This is a genomic window from Zobellia barbeyronii, assembly GCF_018603515.1.
In the GTDB taxonomy this organism is placed as follows: domain Bacteria; phylum Bacteroidota; class Bacteroidia; order Flavobacteriales; family Flavobacteriaceae; genus Zobellia; species Zobellia barbeyronii.
This window is the reverse complement of record NZ_JACATN010000004.1, coordinates 72,251-95,265: the sequence shown is the minus strand read 5'-3', so window position 1 is coordinate 95,265 and position 23,015 is coordinate 72,251. Positions and strand designations below refer to the sequence as shown.

Here is a 23,015-nt window from a genome sequence, read left to right as displayed (position 1 = left end):
TTTTTAGTTGATTCCAGATTGTCCGTTTTCTTTTGTACGGATTCTGTATGCTTCTAAAATTTCAGAAACAAAGATTTTCCCATCTCCAACATTACCAGTGTAAGCTGCTTCGAGAATGGTGTCAACAGTACGTTGTGCAAATTCATCAGATACTACTATAGAAAGGTATCTTCTTTGAATGTCGCTCGTGCTATAAGAGATACCTCTATATACATGACCTTGTTTTTCATTTCCTACTCCGGTTACATCCCAGTAACTGAAGAAGTTAACCTCTATCTGATGTAGTGCCTTTTTAACTTCATCAAACTTAGATTTTCTAATAATTGCCTCGATTTGTTTCATAAGTATTGTATTAATTAGAGAAGCAAATGTATGTTAAATTAATTAACACCCTCAAAATTTTGGGGTCTAAGAAGTAATTTTTATGTTTATAGGAATATTACCCCCTATATTTTTTGGGGTATACAATTAAATTTAGTCAAAAATGCATTTTCGTTGATTGGTATCTACAAAAACTAACGAAAAATTGAAAAAATCGCGCAAAAACTGCCATAAGATTAGATAATCTTAATTTTACTACTTAAAATTCTATATTTTTAACAAAAGGGGTGTGGAGCTGTTATAAAATTTTTAATCTATAACAATTTGGATAGCCATAAACCGAAGGATACAGCAGCAATGCCAACCACTATACTGGCTATAAGGTAGATAGAGAAATGTACAAGTTCGCCAGAAGTTAAAAGCGAATGTTTTTCAAAAGCAAAAGTAGAGAAAGTAGTGAAGCCTCCGCAAAAACCTGTTGCTAGTAAAAGCGTTTGGTTTGGGGTTAAGTAATTGGTTTTAATAGAAAGTCCTAAAATAAGACCAATTAATAGGCAACCTATAATATTGACTAAAAAAGTACCTAAAAAGAAATATTGAAAGTGAGTGTTGAGGGATTTAGAAACTAGATAGCGAAGTGTGCTACCTATGCCACCTCCTAGGAATACGAGTAACAATTGTTTCATCGGTGCAAATTACATAAATAATTTATCAGATGAACTGTGCTTTTAGCACTTACTTGTTAAACCGCTTTCTTAAGTTTTGAAGAAAGATTGTTTAGAGGATAAACTTTAGGAGATGTAGACTCATTTGCCTGAGATTTTTTACCTCCGTTATTTATTCCGCTTAAACTGAATACCATAAACAGAGCATTTGCTCCGATAAGTACTAAAAGTATTGTGAAAAAAGTCATCATAATATTGCCCCTTTGGAATAGATAACGCAAAATTACGCTATTTGTTATGTTATACGTCAAAAAACGGCTTTTGGTCGTTAAAAGTGGTGCTTTTAACGAAACTGTGAAAATTATCTTAATATTTCAAGAAATGCTTAATAAAGAGGAGAATTATTACGAATGCTATGAATAAAAGTCCTACCCATTTCACCCCTTTGTAGTTTTTTGCATGTAATTTTTTGTCTTTTCTGTAAGAGAAAAAGATAATAACGATAAAACAGATAGCAAAAATCGCTGCAAAAGCGGTTTGTCCGGTAGTGAACATATTCTTTATTTTTAGGCAAAATTACGCTATTATTGGCAGAAACTATTTTTAAATCAATACAACTATAGATGAAAAACAAACTTAGTGCCGTAGCGCTTTTTCATACCTCTTTTGGGCAAGGCGTTTCAGAAACCATGAAAGCAGATTTGGGTGAAGCCAAGAACCTACTACGTTTTAATTTAATGGATGAGGAGAACAACGAATACTTGGAAGCTGTAAAAAACAATGATCTTGTTGAGGTTGCCGATGCTTTGGGCGATATGCTTTATATATTATGTGGAACCATATTGGAACATGGTATGCAACACAAAATAGAAGAAGTCTTTAATGAGATACAGCGTAGTAATATGAGTAAGTTGGGTGCAGACGGTAAACCTATTTACCGCGAAGATGGTAAAGTGCTTAAAGGGCCAGATTATTTTAAGCCCAATATTTCCGAGATTTTAAAAGGATAATGATATTCTTCGTGAAGTATAAAAAAAAACGGTCACTAAGAATTTAGTGACCGTTTTTAGTATCCTTAATATATAAGGTTTATAAAAATCTCTAATTATTAAAGACCAACTCTCCAACCAAACGGGTCTTCGGAACGGTTATATTGTATATCCGTAATCTCTTTCTTCATTTGAGAAGAAAAGCTATTTTCTATTTCAGGTAAATCATAATCTACGTCTCTGTAGCCAAATGTAGAAATTGGAGAAATGACAGCGGCAGTACCTGCTCCGAACATTTCTTTCAATCTCCCGTTTTTAGCAGCTTCAACCACTTCTGTAACAGTAATTTTTCTTACCTCTGTTTTTATTCCTTTTTTCTCAGCTAGCTGTAGAATACTTTTTCGGGTAATACCATCTAGTATACGATCACTAGTTGGACCTGTAATTAAAGTGTCATCAATACGAATAAAAATATTCATTGCACCAGCCTCTTCTATATATTCATGTGTGCTATCATCCGTCCAAATAACTTGGTTGTAACCTTTAGCTACTGCCAATTGCGTAGGGTAGAACTGGCCAGCATAATTACCACCTGTCTTTGCGTAACCTACTCCGCCATTTGCTGAACGAGAATACTTTTCTTCAATAAGAACCTTTACTTTTCCTGAGAAGTAAGATCCAGATGGAGCAAGGCAGATTATAAACTTATAAGCATCAGCAGGAGACGCGTGAAAGCCATTTCCGGACGCAAATATAAAAGGTCTTATGTACATAGAACTTCCTTCGGTCTGAGGAATCCATTTGTTGTCTAATTCCAATAACGCTTTAAGCCCTTCCATGAAAAATTCTTCTGGCAATTCTGGAATAGCCATACGGTTTGCTGAGACATTCAACCTTTTGTAGTTTTCCAACGGTCTAAAAAGCCAGGTTTTGTTCTTATCATCTTTGTAGGCTTTCATTCCTTCAAAAATAGATTGACCGTAATGAAATATTTTTGCAGATGGATCAAGAGTAATAGGCTGGTAGGGAGTTATTTTTGGAGTTTCCCAAGCACCATTTCTATAATCGCAGACGAGCATGTGGTCAGAGAATACACTGCCAAAGGCAAGATTGTTAAAATCTACTTGTTCGATTTTGGATTCTTTTACCTTTTCTATGCTGATTTTTTGCATGGTCGAGTTCATAATTTTTAGAATTAAAAAATTAAAATTAACGAATTATCCTTACCTGTTCTTCTTTTTTCGTTATAAAATGCCCAGTTTTGCGGTACATATCTAATTTTTATCGGAAATGCGTCTATTTAACAATTTACTTGCGGTTTTTATGGTGGTTTTGGCCTGTAGAGGCCAAGAAACAGAAAAGGTCACTTTTGACGGTGTTGACTATCAAATTATTGGTGCTAATCTAGAGGCTAGTAATGTCTTGACAGATGCCGAAATGACAATGAGGTTTGATAAAATGACGGTTAAAGATACGCTTCGGACAAAATTTAAAGCTACAGTAACGGATGTTTGTAAAGTAAAAGGCTGTTGGATGAAGTTAAAGTTGGATGATGGACAAGAGGCTATGGTGCGTTTTAAGGACTACGGTTTTTTTATGCCAAGTGATATAACAGGAAAAGAGGTGGTTGTAAACGGGTATGCCTATGTTGAAGCTATGAGTGTGGAAGACCAAAAGCACTACGCCAAAGATGGAGGAGAAGCAGAATCGGAAATCGCAAAAATTACGGAACCTAAGAAAACCTTCGGTTTTGAAGCAGATGGTGTTTTGATTAAAAATCAATAGTTTGGAAAGAAAGATTATTACCACAGGAGATGGGTCTAAGACTATTCAAATTTCTGAATGGGATGAGCAGTACCACTCAAAACACGGTGCTGTACAAGAAGCATATCACGTTTTTATAAAACATGGCCTCTCACTCTTCTTTGGAAAAAAGGTAGATATTCTTGAAATAGGTTTCGGAACAGGACTTAATGCCCTAATCACCCACATTGAATCGAAAAAAAATAATACAGAAGTTGCTTATAGAGGAGTGGAAGCTTATCCTGTTTCTCCAGAAGAATTAGAGCAGCTCAATTATATTTCAGAATTAAAGGCAGAAGAATTTCAAAAGGATTTTGAGAAAATGCACCAGTCGCCCTGGGAAAGCGATATTCTGATTTCTGAAAATTTTATTCTTAAAAAAGAGCAAAAGCTTTTTGCTGATATAGCAGACGAAAATGTTTTTGATCTCGTTTATTTTGATGCATTTGGCGCGCGGGTTCAGCCCGAGTTGTGGACAGAAGAGATATTCTTAAAAATGTATCAAGCCATGAAAGAAGGTGGAGTTTTAGTTACTTATGCAGCCAAGGGTAGTGTAAGAAGAGCTATGCTTGCGGTAGGTTTTGAGGTTGAACGCTTGCCTGGGCCACCGGGAAAAAGAGAGATGTTAAGAGCTAGAAAGTAGTTTTTTAGTTCTAAAGAAAAGTTAACAAAACACAGGTCATCCCATTTTCTTAACATATGGACACGGTTTAGTGTTAAATCCGAATTAAATGATAGTCAGGTGATTTGGAAATCCTATATCTTTGGTTTATGAGAATACTGATTACAGGGGCAACAGGTCTGGTAGGCAGTGCGATTGTAGAGCAATGCCACAAGAAAGATATTGCAGTAAATTATCTTACTACCAGTAAAAGTAAAATTACTTCAGAGCCCAAATTTCAAGGTTATTATTGGAACCCTGATAAAGGAGAAATCGATTTAGATTCCCTTATCGGAGTTTCTGCTATTATAAATTTGGCAGGTGCCAGCATCTCCAAAAGATGGACCTCCAGTTATAGAAAGGAAATTATGTCCAGTCGGGTTAATTCTTTGCGTACGCTGCATACTGCGTTGGAAAAGGTTGATACCACAGATATATTCTCTTTCGTTTCAGCGTCTGCAATTGGCAGATACCCAGATTCTTTGAGTAAATTTTATACGGAAGAAGAAACAGCCGTAGACGATAGTTTTTTGGGAGAAGTGGTAGAGGTCTGGGAAAATGAAATAGATAAATTCAATAGTTTTGATTTTAAAGTAGCCAAAGTGAGAATAGGCTTGGTTATGTCTTGCAAAGGTGGGGCACTTCCAGAAATGGCTAAACCTGTCAAGAATTATGTGGGAGCTGCATTTGGTAGTGGCGAACAGTGGCAGTCTTGGGTTCATGTTTCAGATTTAGCACGGATATTTATGTTTGTTGTGGAGCATGGTTTGGAAGGTATTTATAACGGTGTAGGTCCCAACCCAGTAACGAACACTAAGCTTGTTAAAGAAATAGCCAAGGTTCTAGATAGACCAGTTGTGTTACCTAATATACCTAAGTTGGTAATGAAGATAATTTTAGGCAAAATGTCTTATTTGCTGTTTGCGAGCCAACGGGTAAGTTGTAAAAAAATAGAGGAAGAAGGTTTTAATTTTACCTTCCCCAATGTATGTGTAGCTTTAGAAGCAATATACAGTAGTCCAGAATGTACTGAATCATCTGAATTGGGTTCTTTAACTAAGGAGTATAGTTCTTAGAATAGATAATTGTACGGGATTTAATGAATATAACACCTGCAGTTTGCAGGTGTTTTTTTATGACTTGTATTCAATGTTTTGTCGCATTGTTGTCTGTTAGGTTCATAGAGGCATGTTATAGGTTCTTTTTTAATGACATTTTGACAATTTTGAAGAAATGGCAGTACTTTTGCCAACCTAAAACGAGAATTCAAATTGTATCACAATGAGCGATAAACAAAATACAGAAGATTTTGAAGAAGTTTTGGATGAAAACCAAACTGAAGCAACATCTGAGAGCAATATAGAGCAAGAAGAACTAAGTGTAGAAGAACAGTTAAGGGAAGACCTTGCGAAGGAAAAAGATAAATTCCTTCGATTGTTCGCTGAGTTTGAGAACTTCAAAAGAAGAACTTCAAAAGAGCGAGTAGAGCTATTCAAAACAGCCGGACAAGAAATCATGGTTTCTATGTTACCGGTTTTGGATGATTTTGAGCGTGCTCTAAAAGAGATGGCCAAATCAGAAGACAAAGAAATGTTTAAAGGTGTAGAGCTTATTCGTGTTAAGTTTCGCGAAACCTTAAAATCTAAAGGATTAGAAGAGGTAAGTGCAGAGGCAGGTGATGTTTTTGATGCTGATATACACGAGGCTATTACACAAATTCCAGCTCCAAGCAAGAAACTTAAAGGCAAGATTGTAGATGTTGTTGAAAGAGGATTTAAGCTTGGCGATAAAATTATTCGTCATCCAAAAGTGGTTGTAGGAAACTAAAAATCAAGAATGAAGGAAGATTATTATGAAGTACTTGGCATTAGTAAAAGTGCCAGCGCAGCGGAGATAAAAAAAGCCTATAGAAAAAAGGCATTGGAGCATCATCCAGATAAAAATCAGGGTGATCCCAAGGCTGAAGAATTGTTCAAGAAGTCTGCGGAAGCGTATGAGGTTTTGAGTAATGCTGACAAAAAAGCACGTTATGACCAGTTCGGACATGGCGCTTTTGACGGTTCTGGCGGTTTCGGCGGCGGCGGCGGTGGAATGAACATGGATGATATCTTCAGTCAGTTTGGAGACATTTTCGGTAGCGCCTTTGGTGGCGGTGGCGGTGGTTTCGGCGGCGGAGGTTTTGGTGGAGGCCAACGTAGGGTTAAAGGAAGTAACCTACGTATACGTGTAAAGTTAACCTTGGAAGAAGTAGCCAATGGCGTTGAGAAAAAGATAAAGGTCAAAAGAAAAAAACAGGTAAGCGGTGTTACATACAGGACTTGTGGAACTTGTGGAGGTGCTGGTCAGGTGACCAAAATTACCAATACAATTCTTGGACGTATGCAAACTGCAGCAACCTGTAGTACTTGTGGTGGTAGTGGTCAGGTTTTAGATAAAAAACCTAGTGATGCCGATGCTCAAGGACTTAAAGTTACTGAGGAAACTGTGTCTATTAATATTCCAGCAGGGGTAGAAGATGGTATGCAGTTAAAGGTACCTAATAAAGGTAACGATGCACCTGGTAGTAATGGAATACCTGGAGACCTGTTAGTGGCTATTGAGACTATAGATCACGAGACTTTAAAACGTGAAGGAGATAACCTGCATTATGACTTATACATTAGTTTTTCTGAAGCCGTTTTGGGTACTTCTAAAGAAATTGATGCTGTTGTTGGTAAAGTCCGCATAAAACTAGAGTCTGGTATTCAGTCTGGTAAAATACTACGCTTAAGAGGTAAAGGTATCTCAAGCATTAATGGTTACGGTAGTGGCGATTTATTAGTTCATGTAAATGTTTGGACTCCAAGAGAGCTGAACAAAGAGCAAAAAGACTTCTTTGAGCGAATGCAGAACAATGAAAATTTTGTACCAAAACCTGAGAAATCTGATAAGTCATTCTTTGAAAAAGTGAAAGATATGTTCTCATAAATCCATTTTATTGGGTTTTAAATAAAAAACGTATATTTGGTTTAATATTGGATTCCAATATTAATTTTCTTTTTCATAGCAATTTTTTTCCCATCCTTATTTACTTAAGGGTGGGTTTTGTTTTTAGAGACATTGGCAATGTCTTGTGAAGACAAAAAACTATCTTTGACAAAATTCTTGTATGAACAATATTTTGGTCACTAAAGAGGTCACCAAACAATTTGGAGAATATACCGCTCTAGACAAAATTTCTTTAGAGATTCCTGAAAATAGTATCTACGGACTTCTTGGTCCTAACGGTGCAGGGAAGACTACCCTTATTCGTATTATAAATCAAATTACATACCCAGACAGTGGTGAGGTTTTGTTTAATGGAAAGCCATTAAAAGCAGAACATATTGCCCAAATTGGGTACTTGCCGGAAGAAAGAGGTCTATACAAGAGTATGAAGGTTGGTGAGCAAGCACTTTATCTTGCACAATTAAAAGGACTATCAAAACCCGAGGCAAAAAAGAGATTAAAATTTTGGTTCGAAAGATTAGAGATAGGCGATTGGTGGAACAAGAAAATTCAAGAACTTTCTAAAGGTATGGCGCAAAAAATACAGTTCATTGTAACTGTATTACATGAGCCAAAACTCTTAATTTTTGATGAACCTTTTAGTGGGTTTGACCCTATTAATGCCAATATTATAAAAGAAGAAATACTCAGGTTAAAAGATAATGGAACATCAATTATATTTTCGACCCATAGAATGGAATCTGTTGAAGAACTTTGCGAGTACATAGCATTAATACACCGCTCCGAAAAAATATTAGACGGTAAGTTATCTGATATTAAAAAAGCCTATAAGAACAACATATTTAATGTAGGCTTGCAGACAAATAATGCGGATATACTTTTAAGAGAATTAACAGATAAATTCACAATAAGTGCTTCTAAATTTGATGCTAAGGAAAATCAGTTAGATTTCACCCTTCAATTGCCTACGGACGATTCAGGAGAATTATTGACTTATTTGGCATCAAAAGCAAACATCAATCATTTTGTAGAGACCATTCCGTCTACAAGTGAAATTTTTATACAAACGGTACAAAGTAAAGGAAAAGGTCTAGATGAATAAATTACCACTAATTATAAAAAGGGAGTATTTAGCCAAGGTGCGGAATAAGTCTTTCGTTATAATGACATTTTTAAGTCCCATTCTTATGGTCGCAATGGTGGTACTTGTTGCGTATTTGGCCAAAGTGAATGATAACGAATCTCGGGTTATAGGAATATTAAACGAGAGTAATTTTTTTTCAAATGATTTTGTACCTAGCGCAACCACAGCATTTGTAGATTTTAGGGATGTTACGTTACAAGAGGCAAAAGACTCTGTTGCCAGTTTAGGTTTTGATGGTCTTTTGTATATACCAAAAGATTCAACTGTAAGAGCCGTAACAAAACGCTCTTTCTTTTATACAAAAGATGCGCCTCCTACTCAGGTAGTAGAAAGACTTGAGAATACTTTTCAAGAGCGATTACGTCAAGAAGGATTACATCAATTGGGTATCTCTGCGGCAGATTTCGCAAAGATGGATACGCATTTTCAGATGAATACAGAAACCTTTTCCGGAGAGACGAACCTTAAGGGTATAAATGAAATAAAGGCTTTTATTGGGGGTGGTTTTGGCTACTTGATTATGATGTTTATTATCATCTACGGAGGTTTTGTCATGCGGAGTGTCATAGAAGAAAAAACCAGCCGAATTATTGAGGTTATTATTTCATCTGTAAAACCGTTTCAGCTCATGCTGGGTAAAATAATAGGTACTTCTCTAGCGGGGCTTACTCAATTTGCCATTTGGATTGTATCCGCGAGTATTCTTCTATTAATATCATTTGCCGTTTTTGATATAGACCCATCTGCAATGAATGCTGGAGCATCCATTGCCCCAAATATGGGGCCTAGCTTACCTACGGTAGACCAGACCATGCAGTTATATGCCCAAGAACTTTTTAAGATTCCGTGGGCGATGCTTATTACTTTCTTTTTGATATATTTTATACTGGGTTATTTAATTTATAGCTCAATTTATGCGGCTATAGGAGCTGCAGTAGATAATGAGACGGATACACAACAATTTATTTTTCCTATTATTTTACCCTTAATGCTAGCTATCTATGTGGGCTTCTTTTCGGTCTTTAGTAATCCACATGGTCCTATTGCTGTTGGTTTTTCATTGTTCCCGTTAACCTCTCCAATTGTTATGCTCATGCGTCTGCCTGGAGGTATTGGAGAAGGAGGTGTACCCGTTTGGGAACTGGTCACTTCTATTGTCCTATTAATTGTTACATTTATAGGTATAGTATGGCTGGCTGCAAAAATTTATAGGGTAGGTATTCTTATGTACGGTAAAAAACCAACCTATAAGGAATTGTTCAAGTGGTTAAAATATTGAGCATGATTCAAGAAACGCAAAGTAAAGTAGAAGAAATTCTAGAAGTAGGCCTTTGGCAAGGGATTAAGGATTTTCTTAATCTTGGACTCAGGTATGGGGAGGGAGAAAACTCCATTAATATTACTATTGGACTTTTGCTGCTGGTAACTGTTGTTTTCTTAATTACCGGGTTTGTGCTAAAATGGTTGCGTATACTTTTAACGCAACGTATGGAAGCAGAAGACAAACTTAAGTTTGTTAGTGTTTTTAAATTCATAAGGTACTTAGTCTATGTAGTGGTTATCCTCTTGACTATGAGTGCGGCCGGTATAGATATAACACTACTTCTTACGGCTTCTGCAGCACTTTTTGTTGGTTTGGGCTTAGCGTTACAAGAGCTCTTTCAAGATGTAATTGGAGGTATTTTTATTATTATAGATAAATCTCTTCATGTTGGTGATATTATAGAAATAGATAGTAAAGTTGGCAAGGTGTTTGAAATAAAATTGAGAACAACCAGGGCTATAACTAGAGATGATAAAGTAATAATCATTCCCAATCATAAGTTTATCAGCGACATAATTTATAACTATACCCAAAACCATAAAACAACCAGAGAGCAAATTAAAATTGGTATTGCATATGGCAGCGATATTAATTTGGCAACGAAAATCTTAGAAACTCTTGCAGGAGGGCAAAAGGGCATATTAAAAAGTCCAAAGCCATTTGTAATTTTTGAAGATTTTGGAGACTCAGCCTTACTGTTTACTCTTAATTTTTATACTATAGATAGTTTTAATGTCACTAGAGTTAAAAGTGAAATGCGATATAAATTAGACGCGGAATTTAGAAAGAACAATATTTCTATACCGTTTCCGCAAAGAGATGTACATATTATTCAACAGAAACCGTTTCAACATAGTAACGCTAATAATATAGAAGCAAAATAGAGTGAATTGCAGAAAATTTAGTGCCTGTGCTGTCTTTTTTCTTTTGTGGTCTTTTGTTGGTCTAAGCCAAACTCCAGACATAGTAAGGGCAGAGTATATGATGATGCCAAGAAATGGTTCGGATGCCGAGCTATCTAGGATGAAGCTTTTGGTGAATGTACCTATAAAAGTGAAAGATTCTAATAATCTAGTGGTAATTGGAGTAGAATATAACCGATTAGCTTATAATTTACAAAGAGAGCTCCCTTTTAGTAGTGCCGGTCTAAAGCAGTTTCATGTAGTAGACTTTAATATGGCCTATGTTTGGAAATTTACACCAGACTGGCGGTTTATAGGCGTGGTTACACCTCGTTTGTCATCTACCTTGTCAAACCCTTTGGAAAACGGAGATTTTTCGGTAAATGCTACGGCAGGTTTTCTTAAAGAGAAGAAGAATATAGATAAACCTTCTATTATGGTTTTAGGTATTGCTTATAATTCTACAGTAGCGCTTCGTGTGCCTTTGCCTATTTTCTATTATGAAAAACGCTTTCATAAAAACTGGAGCTATGTTGTGGGAGTCCCAAAAACCGGAATGAAATATCACATGAAAGAAAAGCATCAGTTTCAGACTGAATTTATTTTTGATGGTTATTATGTGAATTTGCAAAATAATATCGTTCTACCTAATACAACAAGTGCTTCTTCGGTATCATCATCGGCGGCATTAGTTACTGTGGGCTATCAATATAAATTAGCTGCAAATACATTTCTTTATGCTTATGCTGGTCATACGGTATTTCAAGATGGAGTATTAAGAGACGAAGACAGAAATGACATTTTTACATTAAACGATAATCCTAGTTTCTACTTTAGAACAGGATTTAGAATAGGACTTTAAAATTAAGATACTATGCCCAAAATATTGGTAATCGAAGACGAAGCTGCAATTAGACGTGTACTGGTTAAGATTCTTTCCGAAGAAAGCGACAGTTATCAACTGGAAGAAGCAGAAGACGGTCTAAAAGGTCTAGAAGCTGTCAAGAACAACGATTATGATCTTGTGCTCTGCGATATTAAGATGCCAAAAATGGATGGTGTAGAAGTGCTCGAAGCGGCTCGTAAAATAAAGCCAGAAATTCCCTTTATAATGATTTCCGGTCATGGAGATTTAGATACTGCGGTAAACACCATGAGGCTTGGTGCTTTTGACTACATTTCAAAACCACCAGATCTTAACCGCCTTTTGACAACTGTACGAAATGCGGTAGATCGCAAAGTGTTGGTTGTTGAAAATAAGGTATTGAAGAAAAAGGTGAGTAAGAATTATGAGATGATCGGTAATAGCGAAGAGATTTCCGTTATTAAAGATATGATTGAGAAAGTGGCTCCTACTGATGCCCGTGTGCTTATAACAGGTTCAAACGGTACGGGTAAAGAGCTAGTAGCACACTGGGTTCATGAAAAAAGTTACCGTAGCGGTGGGCCGTTTATTGAGGTGAATTGTGCCGCTATTCCATCAGAATTAATAGAAAGCGAGCTTTTTGGTCACGTAAAAGGTGCTTTTACATCTGCCGTAAGGGACCGTGCCGGTAAATTTGAAGCAGCTAATAAGGGTACTATTTTTCTTGATGAAATTGGTGATATGAGTTTATCTGCCCAAGCCAAGGTGCTAAGAGCTCTTCAGGAAAGTAAAATTTCTCGTGTAGGTACTGATAAGGATATTAAAGTAGATGTACGCGTTATTGCTGCAACGAACAAAAATCTTAAGAAGGAGATAGAGGAAGGTAATTTCCGAGAGGATTTGTACCATAGATTGGCGGTAATTTTAATCCAAGTTCCAGCCTTGAATGATAGACGGGATGATATACCGTTGCTTATAGAACATTTTGCTAAAAAAATAGCTTCCGAACAGGGTATTGCACCCAAAGTTTTTTCGGCTAAAGCCATCAAACTTCTTAAAAGTTACGATTGGACAGGGAATATTAGAGAGCTAAGAAACGTTGTTGAACGTTTAATTATTTTAGGAGGAAAAGAAGTAGCAGAAGAAGATGTGAAACTTTTTGCTAGTAAATAATCTACAAATTCACGTAGCTGTAATATCTGGAAACGTAGAGTAGGATTATGAAATAGTCCTACTTCCTTTCGCAGTTACCCAAACGGTCAAGAGCCTTCTCGGTAATTTCTTTGGTCTTTAGATTGTAGTATTTCTTGCTTTCAGACAAGTGCGGCTTTAAAAGTTCTTGCTCACAATTTTCGTAAATATTTTGAGCAAAAGCACGAGCTTCGGCACAATCTACGGTATTTATAACATTATCTAAAGAAGTTTTATACTTCAATAAAGAGGTGTCTATTCTCTGACGTATTTTATTCTGGTCAAGAAAAGCCATAGTCTCTTCTTTGTTAGAACTTGCAACGTTCATAATCAAATTATCGGAACCATATATACTTCCATGTTCATCATGGTTTGCAATTGCTTCTAAGCTTTCTATGCTAAATAAAAGTGCTTTGTTCAATAATATTCTAGCACCTGCAAGCGAAGTGGCTTTAGTGGCGTTTTTTAAGTATTCAATATTCTCTAGAACACTGTCCGAAGCTTCTTCACAACCACAATCTGCAATATTTTTTTTTGATTTCTCAAGGGCAGTTAATGCCTTATATGTATAAAAACGAGTCATTTGCAAGTCTTTCATAGAAAGAGCTTTTTTAGTTTGATTTTTTACGTAACCTATATTAGAGGTTGCATAATCACAATCCTGACTTGCCCCATAAGAGGAAGAAAATGTAAATATGAATAGAAATAGTATAAAGTAAAATAACTTCATATGTTAGGTTTTATGTGCTGTAAAATTTGGGATTATTACAATGTAAAGTTACCCCGGTCAGGTGGTTAACGTGTAGTTTTTTCGATGGATGGCGCCCCCTCTGAGGTATTTTGGATGAACCGGAAGTTTCTGTTGCTAAACGGTCATTTTTTTTAACATTCTCAACCGTTCAACGGTAAAATAGTTTTATATTCAGCCTATGTATGGAAAAAAAATAACCTCATTTAGGGTCGATAAGAGTATCGAGTTGTCAAAATGTGCTACCAAAGAAGATTTTGGTGTCAGCGATAAAAAACTGAAAAAGGACTTGGAATCCATCCGTGAGGAGCTGGGTGATTTTCAAGATACACTCTACGCTCACTCAAAATACAGCGTATTAATCTGCTTACAGGGTATGGATAGCGCCGGAAAGGATAGTTTAATTCGCGAAGTATTCAAAGATTTTAATGCACGTGGTGTTGTAGTGCACAGTTTTAAGGTGCCAACCAAATTAGAGTTGGGTCATGATTTTCTATGGAGACACTATATAGCCTTACCGGCAAAAGGAAAGTTTGGTGTATTTAATAGAACACATTATGAGAATGTTTTAGTGACCCGTGTACATCCAGAATACATAATGGGTGAGCATATTCCCGGTATTCATGAGGTGTCTGATATTGACCAGAAATTTTGGGACAAACGTTTTGAGCAGATAAATAACTTTGAGCGGCATATTGCTGAAAGTGGTACAATTGTATTTAAGTTTTTTCTTCACCTTTCAAAAGAAGAGCAGCGCTTAAGGTTGCTTAGAAGATTGGAGTTGAAACGTAAGAATTGGAAATTTTCTCCGGGAGACCTTGAAGAACGAAAGTTATGGGATACGTATCAGAAATTTTATGAAGAAGCCATTAACGAGACTTCAAAACCCCACGCCCCATGGTATGTTGTTCCTGCAGATAATAAAAAGGCTGCACGAGTAATAGTGGCTTCTGTCTTACTTGAAGAGCTTAAAAAATATAAGGATATTAAGGAGCCGGAGCTTGATGATAAAATTAAAGCCAACTTGGCGCAATATAAAGAACAATTAGAAAAAGAAGCTTAATGAAGAAAATAATCCTTCTCCTACTATGTATAGGTCTTAGTACAAATGGGTATACCCAAAACGAAGATGAGAAACAGTTAAAAAAAATCTATGATCAAGCACTTACTGATGGTCAGGCTTATGACTGGCTTAATTATCTTTCTAATCAAATAGGAGGTAGGTTGTCTGGTAGTCTGCAAGCTCAAGAAGCGGTAGATTATACTAAAGCTCAATTAGATTCTTTGGGTCTTGACCGTGTTTGGCTTCAGCCGGTAAAAGTTCCTAAATGGGTTCGCGGCACACCAGAATTCGCCTATTTTGAAACAAGCCCTGGTCTTTCAACCAATGTACCTATTTGTGCACTTGGTGGGTCTATAGCAACACCTCTGGCAGGAATTAAGGCAGGTGTTGTAGAGGTGCAAGGTATTGAAGATTTGCAAAAATTAGGTAAAGCTAAGATAGAAGGTAACATCGTTTTTTATAATAGACCAATGGACCCTACCGTGATAAGCACCTTTGCTTCCTATTCAGGTTGTGTAGATCAGCGTTACTCAGGAGCCGAAGAGGCAGCAAAATATGGAGCAGTTGGAATAATTGTCAGGTCTATGAATTTGCGACTAGATGATTATCCGCATACGGGATCTATGGGCTATGGAGATACACCGGCGTCAAAAAGAATTCCTGCTGCAGCAATAAGTACTAAAGGTGCGGAATTGTTGAGTACTACTTTAAAGTTAAGCACTGATACTCAGTTTTATTTTAAACAGAATTGCAAGCAGTTTAATGATGTTGATTCTTTTAATGTTATTGGTGAAATAAAGGGAAGTGAGTTTCCAAACGAAATTATGGTCGTAGGTGGTCATTTAGATTCTTGGGATTTAGGGGACGGGTCTCATGATGATGGTGCTGGTTGTGTACAAAGCATGGATGTACTCCGTCTTTTGAAAGTCACAGGGTATAAGCCAAAAAGAACCATTCGTGCCGTGTTGTTTATGAATGAAGAAAATGGACTAAGAGGTGGTAATAAGTATGCAGAGGTAGCCAGTGGAAAAAAAGAAAAACACGTTTTTGCTTTGGAAAGTGATGCAGGTGGTTTTACACCAAGGGGATTTTCTTTTGACTGTTCGGACGAAAATCTGAAACAAGTTCATAGCTGGAAAAGCCTTTTTGAACCGTATTATATTCATCTTTTTGAAAAAGGATATAGTGGTGCAGACATCAGACCTTTAAAAAGTGATGATATGGTTTTGGCAGGTCTTAGACCTGATTCGCAACGTTACTTTGTACACCATCATGCGGAAAACGATACGTTTGAACATGTTAATGAACGTGAGTTGGAGCTAGGTGCAGCTACAATGGCTAGTTTGGTTTACTTGTTCGATAAATACGGTATTGTAAAATAGATTCTATAAAATGAAGAAGGAGTCCGTTAGGGATTCTTTTAATTCTTCAAATAACAGGGTATTTTTTCTTTGGATTGAAAGAGGTAAAATTGGTTAGTGCCAAGGTTTACGTCCAAGATTTTCGAACAAATTTGCCTATCTTTGCCGCTCATTAAAAAAATGAAAAATGCAAGACGGAATCTACGCAAAATTCAATACGGATAAAGGTGAGATATTAGTAAAACTAACTCATGATAAAACTCCGGGTACGGTAGGTAACTTTGTTGCCCTTGCCGAAGGAAAACAAGATAACTCTGCAAAAGCTGCAGGTGAACCATATTACGATGGATTAAAATTCCACAGGGTAATTCCTGATTTTATGGTACAAGGTGGATGTCCACAAGGTACTGGTAGTGGTGATGCCGGTTATAAGTTTGATGATGAATTTCATCCAGACCTTAACCATTCTGAGCCAGGTGTACTTTCTATGGCAAATGCAGGTCCTGGTACTAATGGTAGCCAATTCTTTATTACTCATGTACCAACACCATGGTTAGATAATAAGCATACTGTTTTTGGTAAGGTAGAAAGCGGTCAAGATGTGGTAGATGCTATCGCTCAAGGAGATAAATTAAATAGCGTTGAAATCGTTCGTGTAGGTGATGAAGCTCAGAAATGGGATGCTCTTACGAGCTTTGCTAAGTTTAAGAGTTCCAAAGAAGAACGTTTAGCTGAAGAAAAGGCTAAGCAATCTGCAGAATTAGATAAAATAGCTGCTGGCTTTGATGAGACTGAAAGCGGGTTAAGATATAAAATGATTCAAAAAGGAAATGGTGCACAGGCTGAAAAAGGTCAAACTGTATCAGTTCATTATGAAGGTTCTTTATTGAACGGTCAAGTTTTTGATTCTTCTTACAAACGTAATGAACCAATTGATTTTCAATTAGGAGTTGGTCAGGTAATTCCAGGTTGGGATGAAGGTATTCAACTTTTAAAAGTAGGAGATAAAGCCAGATTGGTTATACCTTCTAGCTTAGGATACGGTAGTGCAGGTGCAGGCGGTGTTATTCCTCCAGATGCTACATTATTGTTTGATGTTGAATTAATGGGTGTTAAATAAAGAAGCAACGTTGCTCTTTTAATAGATAATGAAAAGCCTTGACAGAAATGTCAGGGCTTTCTTTTTTTTTAACAGCTTTATAGTCTAAGAGGATTTCTTTGACGGATGTCTCAATAAAATATACGTGAGCTAAGAGGCAACATTAATAGACTAATGTTGGTGATTTTTAATTCAAAAAAAAACATGGTGGAGGAGGGCAGGGTGGTTTTGGCCACTCAGCTAAAGAATCAATGAATCTACCCAATGTCGTTTATCGGGAGTTCTTAGCTCTGTTTGTGCTCAGGATTAGTAAAATAATATTTACAACAAGCAACACGAAAATAATACCAAAAAAAGCAAGCATATTCTATTGTTTGGTTAATTGGGGAAAACCTAGTCTTTAACTAGACGCACAAATAGCAAAAGGGTTGCGTTAAAAACTTTAGAACAAATGTATGAAAAATACGACAAGATTGTCGCTACTTACTTATAGGAAATAAAAAAAGCCCTGTTACCAATGGTAACAGGGCTTTTGTATAAAAAAAGTTTATGCGTCTTTCTTAGTCAACTACTTTCACATTTACCGCGTTCAATCCTTTTTTACCTTGTTGTAGCTCAAATTCTACAACGTCACCTTCACGAATTTCATCGATTAAACCAGAAATGTGTACAAAGTGATCTTCGCTTGAACCATCTTCAGTGATAAAACCGTAACCTTTGGAATCATTGAAGAATTTTACTGTTCCTTTACTCATAATACAAAAAAATTAAATTAAATTATGGCACAAATATAACTATAAAAAATTAATTCAATGATTTTAACTAAGTTATATTTACTTTAACTGAAGGTTATTTGTAAAATATTTCCTGTACCCTGTAAGTGGGCTAACAGCTTTCGTTTGAGATTTTTACGAATTTTAAAATAGACCCTCAATTGAATGAGGGAAAAAGCAATGAGTTTGTAAATAGTTGCTCTTGTTATTTTTTTTTGTAAGTATTATATAAATCATAAAGCCATCTATATTTTTAAAGTATAGATGGCTTTATTTTTAATTATAAAAACCTTTATATTGTTGGGTCTGGTGTCATGCGTAAATAAGGTTTAACCTCCTTAACACCTTTAGTAAACATTTGTTTAGCGTCTTCTGTTGAAATTGCTGGACTTACTACAACATCTTCACCATTTTTCCAGTTGGCGGGTGTTGCTACTTTATGATTAGCGGTAAGTTGTAAAGAATCTATGACACGTAATAGTTCATAAAAATTACGACCAGTAGAAGCTGGGTAAGTCAACATTAACTTTACCGTTCTGTCTGGTGCTATAATAAATACGGAACGGACAGTTAAAGTACTGTCTGCTTTTGGGTGAATCATATCATACAAGTCAGAAACTTTTCTGTCTTCATCTGCTATAATAGGAAACTCTACATTGGTTTTTTGAACCTCGTTAATATCTTTTATCCACTCAAGGTGAGATGCAGCACCATCTACACTCAATGCTATCATTTTTACATTGCGTTTGTCAAATTCACCTTTAAATTGAGCAGCTGTACCTAACTCTGTTGTACAAACTGGTGTAAAATCTGCTGGGTGAGAAAAAAGTATACCCCAACTATCTCCTAAATAATCATAAAGGTTAATTTTTCCAATAGAACTGTCTGCTGTAAAATTAGGGGCTTTATCGCCCAATCGTATTGTTGCCATTATATATGTTTTTAGGTTTGAAACTTAATCCTATAAAATTAGTAGATTATAGAAAGACGACCTTAGGTTTATGGTTAAAAATGTATTAAAGTTTCCTATTTTTAGTGCATGGAAAAAATAGATTTAGAGCAGTTAAAATACCCGATAGGAAAATTTGAAAAACCGGAACAGATAACTCATGACCAAATTCAGGAATGGATTCATATTCTGGAAATGATTCCTGAAGAGCTGGAGAACCTAGTTAAGGATTTAACAGAGGAACAATTAGAAACGCCTTATAGACCTGGCGGGTGGACAGTAAGACAAACGGTCCATCATATAGCAGATAGTCATCATAACAGCTATCTACGATTTAAATGGGCACTTACGGAGGATAACCCTATTATAAAAGCTTACGATGAAAAGGCCTGGGCGGAACTTTTTGATACCAAGACCGCGCCTATTCAATTTTCATTAGATCATTTAAAGGCTGTTCATGGTAAATTAGTCTATTTATTAAAAGGACTTTCTAGTCTTCAACTTAAAAAGACCTTTATTCATCCTCACAATAATACGGAAGTATCATTAGATGAGAATATAGGAACTTACGCGTGGCATGGAAGACATCACTTTGCTCAAATTTTTAATTTAATAGAGAGGAAAGGCTGGTAGTATTACCGACGATTTTTTAAAAGAAACGAGAAAAGTTATTTTTTCCATTTGATGTTGCAACCAATACTAGGCTTTTGTAACTCAATTATCGGTCTATTTTCAATTAAAGCGTCAAGGGCATTTCTTAAATCTTTTCCGGTTACGGGAATGCCATTTTCTGGTCGGGAATCATCCAACTGACCACGGTACACTAATTTCAAATTCGCATCAAATAAATAGAAATCAGGTGTGCAGGCAGCATCATAATCCTTCCCAACTTGCTGTGTTTGGTCATATAAATAAGGGAACGTATACCCTTCCTCTAAAGCTACTTGTTTCATGAGGTGTGGAGCATCCTGCGGGTAATTGTCAACATCGTTACTAGAAATGGCGATGAAACCAATTTCTTTGGATTGATAATCTCTTGCTAATTTTGCTAATTCCGGGTTAACATGCTTAACGAAAGGACAATGGTTACAAATAAAGGCTATAACAGTTCCTTTTTTGCCTTTCAGTTTAGTAAGGGATGCTTGCTCCCCGCTTTGGGTATTCAATAAATTAAAATCTGGGGCTAGCGTTCCTAACGGAAGCATATTACTGGGAGTTCTTGACATTATTAGTTGTATTTAAAACTTAAAGTTATAAAAAGTATTTTGAGTGCCTTTGCAAAACCATAATCTATTTTTACCTTCATCTTCTGTAAATAATTTAAAAACTAAATAATAACATGGACGATACGATAAACTGGCAGGACTTTGCAAAGATAGATATGCGCGTCGGAACGGTTATTAAAGTAGACGATTTTCCTGAAGCTCGGAATCCTGCATATCAACTTCATATAGATTTTGGAGAAGAAATAGGAGTAAAGAAAACATCTGCACAGGTTACCATGCTATATACTAAGGAGCAGCTTTTAGATACTCAGGTGGTTGCTGTAGTGAATTTTCCTAAAAAGCAGATTGCAAACTTCATGAGTGAATGTCTAATATTGGGCGCTGTTAATGGCAAGGATGTAGAGCTTTTACAACCGAAAGCTACAGTTGCAAACGGACTGAAAATATCGTAATTGATTGACTGAAAATTTACTAGATAACGTCTCCCTTAATTTTGACGCACAGGCGCAGTGGATATTGAATGTTTCACTAGCGTTCGTAATGTTCGGTATTGCTTTAGAAATTTCTATATCAGATTTTAAAGGACTTCTTAAGAACCCCAAACCAATATTTACAGGTCTCTTTAGTCAGTTTATTTTACTTCCGCTATTAACTTTTCTTCTAGTATTGATAATCAACCCCATACCTAGTATTGCCTTGGGAATGATAATGGTGGCAGCTTGCCCGGGAGGTAATGTTTCTAATTTTATATCCCATTTGGCAGGTGGTAACACAGCCTTGTCCGTTAGTCTTACTGCGGCGGCTACTTTGTTGGCAGTTGTAATGACTCCTTTAAATCTTCAATTTTGGGGTAATTTATATGTACCTACGCAACAGATTTTGACAAAAGTAGCATTATCGCCATGGCAAATGATTGAACTGGTTTCGCTGTTATTAGGGTTGCCGTTGGCTTTAGGTATTTGGGTAAATCATCTCAGACCCAACTTTGCAAAAAAATTAGGCAAAGTTCTTAAAGTAGTTTCATTGGTCTTTTTTATACTATTGGTATTTTTGGCGCTGTATAATAACCGAGCAGTATTTTACGATTACATATGGTATGTATTCTGGATTGTGGTTTCGCATAACATCTTGGCTTTTCTAACGGGGTTCTCGTTTGCTAAATTTATGGGGCTATCAAAAAGAAATATACGTTCTGTAACCATAGAAACCGGCATTCAGAATTCTGGATTAGGCTTAATTTTGATTTTTTCCTTTTTTGATGGCCTTGGCGGAATGGCGCTATTGGCTGCGTTTTGGGGAATTTGGCATTTGGTCTCTGGCCTTTTGCTTGCTACATTTTGGGGTTATAAACCAATTAAAACAGAAACACTGACTTGAAAAATATAGGCTACCAATTATTAAAAAACTGGATTAAAACCGGATTGTATTTTTACTATGGTAAAATTCAAGTTTCAGGGCTAGAGAATGTACCTAAGGGTAAACCTGTACTCTTTTTGCCCAATCACCAAAGTGCGCTGTTAGACGTGCTTTTAATAGGTGTAAACTGCAACCGTAAACCTTTCTTTTTAACACGGTCTGATGTTTTTACCAAACCCACGCTAAAAAAGTTTTTTGCCTACCTGAGGATGATTCCCATTTATAGGATTAGAGACGGAAGGGAAGCCTTAAAAAATAACCAAGCCGTCTTTGATCAATGTGCAGAAATTTTTGGGAACGGACATGCCATTCTCATGTTTCCGGAAGCTAACCATAATATTAAGCGTCGTGTAAGGCCTTTAAGCAAAGGGTTTACTCGTATTCTGTTCAATGCTGTAGAACAATTGCCAGACACAGAAATTCATATTATTCCCGTAGGGCTCAATTATAAAAGCAATTCTGGGTTTCCGGATAGGATGGCTATTTACTATGATAAAAGTATTGTGGTAAATACAATGTATGACGCTAACGATGTTCAGGGTTCGGTGAATAGGGTAAAGGGAATGGTGTCCGACAGACTTAAAACGCTAACTACACACATTGCAGATGAGAAGCAATATGATAATATTTCAGGACAATTAAATGTTTTAGATGTTGATTTTCTGAATCCTTTTGAGACCAATAAAGTTATTGAGACTATAGACCCTAGAAAGTCTGTCAAACCTGTCAAAAAGGAAAAAGGATTTTTTGGAGTGGTGGGCACCGCCGTTTTTACGGTGTTAAATTTTCCATTACTGCTTTTGTGGCGGAAATGGGCAAGACCCAAAGTTTGGGAGCCAGAGTTTATGGGAACCTTGCGGTTTGGTTTTGCCTTGTTGGCTTATCCTGTCTATTATGCGCTATTGTTTGTCATAATAGCTTTGTTCTGCAATGGTATTGTAGGTTTAGGGGTTATAGTATTCTTGTTTTTATACAATTGGTTATATGTAAGAACCAATTAATTTTTTGAGTGCAGTAAGAACTTAATAAAATAGAAAACGACCCGAAAGGGTCGTTTTAGTATAGTATTTAGTGCTAGTTTTTAAATATCGTCAAAACTAACATCGGTAAAGCTTTCTGTTTCTGTAGGTTTCAATTCTTCAGTAACCTTTACTTCCTCTTCTTTCTTAAAATCTTTTTGGTGACGTTCAGAGATAACTTCAGAGCCTTTTTCTTCAATAATGAAATTCATCATTTCCTCTACATTTTCTTTGAAGGCCTCAAAATCTTCTTTATAAAGATAAATCTTGTGCTTCTTATAATGAAAAGAACCATCATCATGAGTGAATTTTTTACTCTCTGTGATGGTTAAATAATAATCGCCTGCCTTGGTACTTCGTACATCAAAGAAGTACGTGCGTCTACCTGCCCGTAAAACTTTGGAATGAATTTCCTCCTGGTCCATTGAATCTTTTTCGTTCATCGCGTTTAAAAGTGTAGTTAATAGTTGTTAATCTTCCAAAAATGTAAAAAAAAAGCCAATACGGC

Annotated in this window: 27 protein-coding genes; 18 read left to right on the top strand and 9 right to left on the bottom strand. The window is 36.3% G+C overall.

All coding sequences use genetic code 11. From position 1 onward, the window contains the following. Window positions 1-3: 3 nt before the first annotated feature. The 3 genes from HW347_RS12825 to HW347_RS12815 all read right to left on the bottom strand — a co-directional run bounded on the left by HW347_RS12825 (window position 4) and on the right by HW347_RS12815 (window position 1,237). Entirely contained in the window at window positions 4-342 is a 339-nt protein-coding gene (locus tag HW347_RS12825; protein WP_214612232.1) for a P-II family nitrogen regulator, read from the bottom strand. 293 nt (window positions 343-635) lie between these two features. Beyond that, a complete protein-coding gene (gene crcB, locus HW347_RS12820) occupies window positions 636-1,007 on the bottom strand; it encodes a fluoride efflux transporter CrcB (RefSeq protein WP_214612231.1) in 372 nt (123 codons plus the stop codon). 56 nt (window positions 1,008-1,063) lie between these two features. Continuing rightward, entirely contained in the window at window positions 1,064-1,237 is a 174-nt protein-coding gene (locus HW347_RS12815; protein ID WP_214612230.1) for a hypothetical protein, read from the bottom strand. 372 nt (window positions 1,238-1,609) lie between these two features. Between HW347_RS12815 and HW347_RS12810 the strand changes: the two genes are divergently transcribed. Next, window positions 1,610-1,996, top strand: a complete 387-nt coding sequence (locus HW347_RS12810) for a pyrophosphohydrolase domain-containing protein (RefSeq protein ID WP_214612229.1) — start codon at window positions 1,610-1,612, stop codon at window positions 1,994-1,996. 98 nt (window positions 1,997-2,094) lie between these two features. Here HW347_RS12810 and HW347_RS12805 read toward each other — a convergent pair whose 3' ends face one another. Beyond that, the gene (locus tag HW347_RS12805) at window positions 2,095-3,147 is read right to left on the bottom strand and encodes a branched-chain amino acid aminotransferase (protein ID WP_394370283.1); all 1,053 of its coding nucleotides are present in this window, start codon (window positions 3,145-3,147) and stop codon (window positions 2,095-2,097) included. 118 nt (window positions 3,148-3,265) lie between these two features. Here HW347_RS12805 and HW347_RS12800 point away from each other — a divergent pair, with 118 nt between their 5' ends. The 10 genes from HW347_RS12800 to HW347_RS12755 all read left to right on the top strand — a co-directional run bounded on the left by HW347_RS12800 (window position 3,266) and on the right by HW347_RS12755 (window position 12,835). After that, window positions 3,266-3,760, top strand: a complete 495-nt coding sequence (locus HW347_RS12800; protein WP_214612227.1) for a DUF4920 domain-containing protein — start codon at window positions 3,266-3,268, stop codon at window positions 3,758-3,760. A 1-nt stretch (window position 3,761) separates the two neighbouring features. Beyond that, window positions 3,762-4,421: a tRNA (5-methylaminomethyl-2-thiouridine)(34)-methyltransferase MnmD gene (mnmD, locus tag HW347_RS12795; protein WP_214612226.1), complete on the top strand. Its 660-nt coding sequence runs from the start codon at window positions 3,762-3,764 to the stop codon at window positions 4,419-4,421. Between the two features lie 128 nt (window positions 4,422-4,549). Beyond that, a complete protein-coding gene (locus HW347_RS12790; protein ID WP_214612225.1) occupies window positions 4,550-5,515 on the top strand; it encodes a TIGR01777 family oxidoreductase in 966 nt (321 codons plus the stop codon). Window positions 5,516-5,720: 205 nt separating this feature from the next. After that, a complete protein-coding gene (locus HW347_RS12785; RefSeq protein ID WP_214612224.1) occupies window positions 5,721-6,266 on the top strand; it encodes a nucleotide exchange factor GrpE in 546 nt (181 codons plus the stop codon). A gap of 9 nt (window positions 6,267-6,275) precedes the next feature. After that, entirely contained in the window at window positions 6,276-7,406 is a 1,131-nt protein-coding gene (gene dnaJ / locus HW347_RS12780; RefSeq protein WP_214612223.1) for a molecular chaperone DnaJ, read from the top strand. Window positions 7,407-7,587: 181 nt separating this feature from the next. Next, window positions 7,588-8,529, top strand: a complete 942-nt coding sequence (locus tag HW347_RS12775) for an ABC transporter ATP-binding protein (RefSeq protein ID WP_214612222.1) — start codon at window positions 7,588-7,590, stop codon at window positions 8,527-8,529. Continuing rightward, on the top strand, window positions 8,522-9,850 hold the full coding sequence (locus HW347_RS12770) for an ABC transporter permease (RefSeq protein WP_214612221.1): 1,329 nt from the start codon (window positions 8,522-8,524) through the stop codon (window positions 9,848-9,850). The genes HW347_RS12775 and HW347_RS12770 overlap by 8 nt, the downstream gene beginning before the upstream one ends. 2 nt (window positions 9,851-9,852) lie before the next feature. Then, on the top strand, window positions 9,853-10,779 hold the full coding sequence (locus HW347_RS12765) for a mechanosensitive ion channel family protein (protein ID WP_214612220.1): 927 nt from the start codon (window positions 9,853-9,855) through the stop codon (window positions 10,777-10,779). Window position 10,780: 1 nt separating this feature from the next. Beyond that, window positions 10,781-11,659 (top strand): DUF6268 family outer membrane beta-barrel protein, encoded by an 879-nt coding sequence (locus tag HW347_RS12760; protein WP_214612219.1) that lies wholly within the window; start codon window positions 10,781-10,783, stop codon window positions 11,657-11,659. 12 nt (window positions 11,660-11,671) lie between these two features. After that, window positions 11,672-12,835: a sigma-54-dependent transcriptional regulator gene (locus HW347_RS12755; RefSeq protein WP_214612218.1), complete on the top strand. Its 1,164-nt coding sequence runs from the start codon at window positions 11,672-11,674 to the stop codon at window positions 12,833-12,835. 58 nt (window positions 12,836-12,893) lie between these two features. On the opposite strand, the gene HW347_RS12750 is transcribed toward HW347_RS12755, so the two are convergent. Beyond that, entirely contained in the window at window positions 12,894-13,583 is a 690-nt protein-coding gene (locus HW347_RS12750; protein WP_214612217.1) for a hypothetical protein, read from the bottom strand. Between the two features lie 199 nt (window positions 13,584-13,782). On the opposite strand from HW347_RS12750, the gene HW347_RS12745 reads away from it, so the two are divergent. The 3 genes from HW347_RS12745 (at window position 13,783) to HW347_RS12735 (ending at window position 17,145) form a co-directional block, all read left to right on the top strand. Then, entirely contained in the window at window positions 13,783-14,664 is an 882-nt protein-coding gene (locus HW347_RS12745; RefSeq protein WP_214612216.1) for a PPK2 family polyphosphate kinase, read from the top strand. Beyond that, window positions 14,664-16,046 (top strand): M28 family peptidase, encoded by a 1,383-nt coding sequence (locus HW347_RS12740; RefSeq protein ID WP_214612215.1) that lies wholly within the window; start codon window positions 14,664-14,666, stop codon window positions 16,044-16,046. Before HW347_RS12745 ends, HW347_RS12740 begins: the two co-directional genes overlap by 1 nt. 166 nt (window positions 16,047-16,212) lie before the next feature. Continuing rightward, a complete protein-coding gene (locus HW347_RS12735; RefSeq protein WP_214612214.1) occupies window positions 16,213-17,145 on the top strand; it encodes a peptidylprolyl isomerase in 933 nt (310 codons plus the stop codon). 539 nt (window positions 17,146-17,684) lie between these two features. Here the strand turns inward: HW347_RS12735 and HW347_RS12730 are convergent. Continuing rightward, window positions 17,685-17,879 carry a cold-shock protein gene (locus tag HW347_RS12730; RefSeq protein ID WP_013994176.1) on the bottom strand — a complete coding sequence of 65 codons (195 nt, stop codon included), beginning with the start codon at window positions 17,877-17,879 and terminating at the stop codon, window positions 17,685-17,687. A 310-nt stretch (window positions 17,880-18,189) separates the two neighbouring features. Next, window positions 18,190-18,828: a peroxiredoxin gene (locus tag HW347_RS12725; protein ID WP_214612213.1), complete on the bottom strand. Its 639-nt coding sequence runs from the start codon at window positions 18,826-18,828 to the stop codon at window positions 18,190-18,192. A 108-nt stretch (window positions 18,829-18,936) separates the two neighbouring features. Between HW347_RS12725 and HW347_RS12720 the strand changes: the two genes are divergently transcribed. Further along, a complete protein-coding gene (locus tag HW347_RS12720; RefSeq protein WP_214612212.1) occupies window positions 18,937-19,479 on the top strand; it encodes a YfiT family bacillithiol transferase in 543 nt (180 codons plus the stop codon). Between the two features lie 35 nt (window positions 19,480-19,514). On the opposite strand, the gene HW347_RS12715 is transcribed toward HW347_RS12720, so the two are convergent. Beyond that, window positions 19,515-20,072 carry a thioredoxin family protein gene (locus HW347_RS12715; protein WP_214612211.1) on the bottom strand — a complete coding sequence of 186 codons (558 nt, stop codon included), beginning with the start codon at window positions 20,070-20,072 and terminating at the stop codon, window positions 19,515-19,517. Between the two features lie 113 nt (window positions 20,073-20,185). On the opposite strand from HW347_RS12715, the gene HW347_RS12710 reads away from it, so the two are divergent. From HW347_RS12710 to HW347_RS12700, 3 genes are read left to right on the top strand one after another with little or no spacing between them, the layout of a single operon-like run. Continuing rightward, a complete protein-coding gene (locus HW347_RS12710; protein ID WP_214612210.1) occupies window positions 20,186-20,524 on the top strand; it encodes a tRNA-binding protein in 339 nt (112 codons plus the stop codon). 4 nt (window positions 20,525-20,528) lie between these two features. Then, the gene (locus HW347_RS12705) at window positions 20,529-21,449 is read left to right on the top strand and encodes a bile acid:sodium symporter family protein (protein ID WP_214612209.1); all 921 of its coding nucleotides are present in this window, start codon (window positions 20,529-20,531) and stop codon (window positions 21,447-21,449) included. Further along, the gene (locus HW347_RS12700) at window positions 21,446-22,489 is read left to right on the top strand and encodes a 1-acyl-sn-glycerol-3-phosphate acyltransferase (RefSeq protein ID WP_214612208.1); all 1,044 of its coding nucleotides are present in this window, start codon (window positions 21,446-21,448) and stop codon (window positions 22,487-22,489) included. Before HW347_RS12705 ends, HW347_RS12700 begins: the two co-directional genes overlap by 4 nt. Before the next feature lie 80 nt (window positions 22,490-22,569). Here the strand turns inward: HW347_RS12700 and HW347_RS12695 are convergent, their stop codons facing one another. After that, window positions 22,570-22,950, bottom strand: coding sequence for a PUR family DNA/RNA-binding protein (locus tag HW347_RS12695; RefSeq protein ID WP_155594423.1), 381 nt, complete (start codon window positions 22,948-22,950; stop codon window positions 22,570-22,572). Window positions 22,951-23,015: the final 65 nt, after the last annotated feature.

Excerpts from the sequence above, each read along its gene's own strand:
- HW347_RS12825 (WP_214612232.1), bottom strand. The coding sequence starts at position 342 with ATGAAACAAATCGAGGCAATTATTAGAAAATCTAAGTTTGATGAAGTT.
- crcB (WP_214612231.1), bottom strand. The coding sequence starts at position 1,007 with ATGAAACAATTGTTACTCGTATTCCTAGGAGGTGGCATAGGTAGCACA.
- HW347_RS12815 (WP_214612230.1), bottom strand. The coding sequence starts at position 1,237 with ATGATGACTTTTTTCACAATACTTTTAGTACTTATCGGAGCAAATGCT.
- HW347_RS12810 (WP_214612229.1), top strand. The coding sequence starts at position 1,610 with ATGAAAAACAAACTTAGTGCCGTAGCGCTTTTTCATACCTCTTTTGGG.
- HW347_RS12805 (WP_394370283.1), bottom strand. The coding sequence starts at position 3,147 with ATGCAAAAAATCAGCATAGAAAAGGTAAAAGAATCCAAAATCGAACAA.
- HW347_RS12800 (WP_214612227.1), top strand. The coding sequence starts at position 3,266 with ATGCGTCTATTTAACAATTTACTTGCGGTTTTTATGGTGGTTTTGGCC.
- HW347_RS12790 (WP_214612225.1), top strand. The coding sequence starts at position 4,550 with ATGAGAATACTGATTACAGGGGCAACAGGTCTGGTAGGCAGTGCGATT.
- HW347_RS12785 (WP_214612224.1), top strand. The coding sequence starts at position 5,721 with ATGAGCGATAAACAAAATACAGAAGATTTTGAAGAAGTTTTGGATGAA.
- dnaJ (WP_214612223.1), top strand. The coding sequence starts at position 6,276 with ATGAAGGAAGATTATTATGAAGTACTTGGCATTAGTAAAAGTGCCAGC.
- HW347_RS12775 (WP_214612222.1), top strand. The coding sequence starts at position 7,588 with ATGAACAATATTTTGGTCACTAAAGAGGTCACCAAACAATTTGGAGAA.
- HW347_RS12770 (WP_214612221.1), top strand. The coding sequence starts at position 8,522 with ATGAATAAATTACCACTAATTATAAAAAGGGAGTATTTAGCCAAGGTG.
- HW347_RS12765 (WP_214612220.1), top strand. The coding sequence starts at position 9,853 with ATGATTCAAGAAACGCAAAGTAAAGTAGAAGAAATTCTAGAAGTAGGC.
- HW347_RS12755 (WP_214612218.1), top strand. The coding sequence starts at position 11,672 with ATGCCCAAAATATTGGTAATCGAAGACGAAGCTGCAATTAGACGTGTA.
- HW347_RS12750 (WP_214612217.1), bottom strand. The coding sequence starts at position 13,583 with ATGAAGTTATTTTACTTTATACTATTTCTATTCATATTTACATTTTCT.
- HW347_RS12745 (WP_214612216.1), top strand. The coding sequence starts at position 13,783 with ATGTATGGAAAAAAAATAACCTCATTTAGGGTCGATAAGAGTATCGAG.
- HW347_RS12740 (WP_214612215.1), top strand. The coding sequence starts at position 14,664 with ATGAAGAAAATAATCCTTCTCCTACTATGTATAGGTCTTAGTACAAAT.
- HW347_RS12735 (WP_214612214.1), top strand. The coding sequence starts at position 16,213 with ATGCAAGACGGAATCTACGCAAAATTCAATACGGATAAAGGTGAGATA.
- HW347_RS12730 (WP_013994176.1), bottom strand. The coding sequence starts at position 17,879 with ATGAGTAAAGGAACAGTAAAATTCTTCAATGATTCCAAAGGTTACGGT.
- HW347_RS12725 (WP_214612213.1), bottom strand. The coding sequence starts at position 18,828 with ATGGCAACAATACGATTGGGCGATAAAGCCCCTAATTTTACAGCAGAC.
- HW347_RS12720 (WP_214612212.1), top strand. The coding sequence starts at position 18,937 with ATGGAAAAAATAGATTTAGAGCAGTTAAAATACCCGATAGGAAAATTT.
- HW347_RS12715 (WP_214612211.1), bottom strand. The coding sequence starts at position 20,072 with ATGTCAAGAACTCCCAGTAATATGCTTCCGTTAGGAACGCTAGCCCCA.
- HW347_RS12710 (WP_214612210.1), top strand. The coding sequence starts at position 20,186 with ATGGACGATACGATAAACTGGCAGGACTTTGCAAAGATAGATATGCGC.
- HW347_RS12695 (WP_155594423.1), bottom strand. The coding sequence starts at position 22,950 with ATGAACGAAAAAGATTCAATGGACCAGGAGGAAATTCATTCCAAAGTT.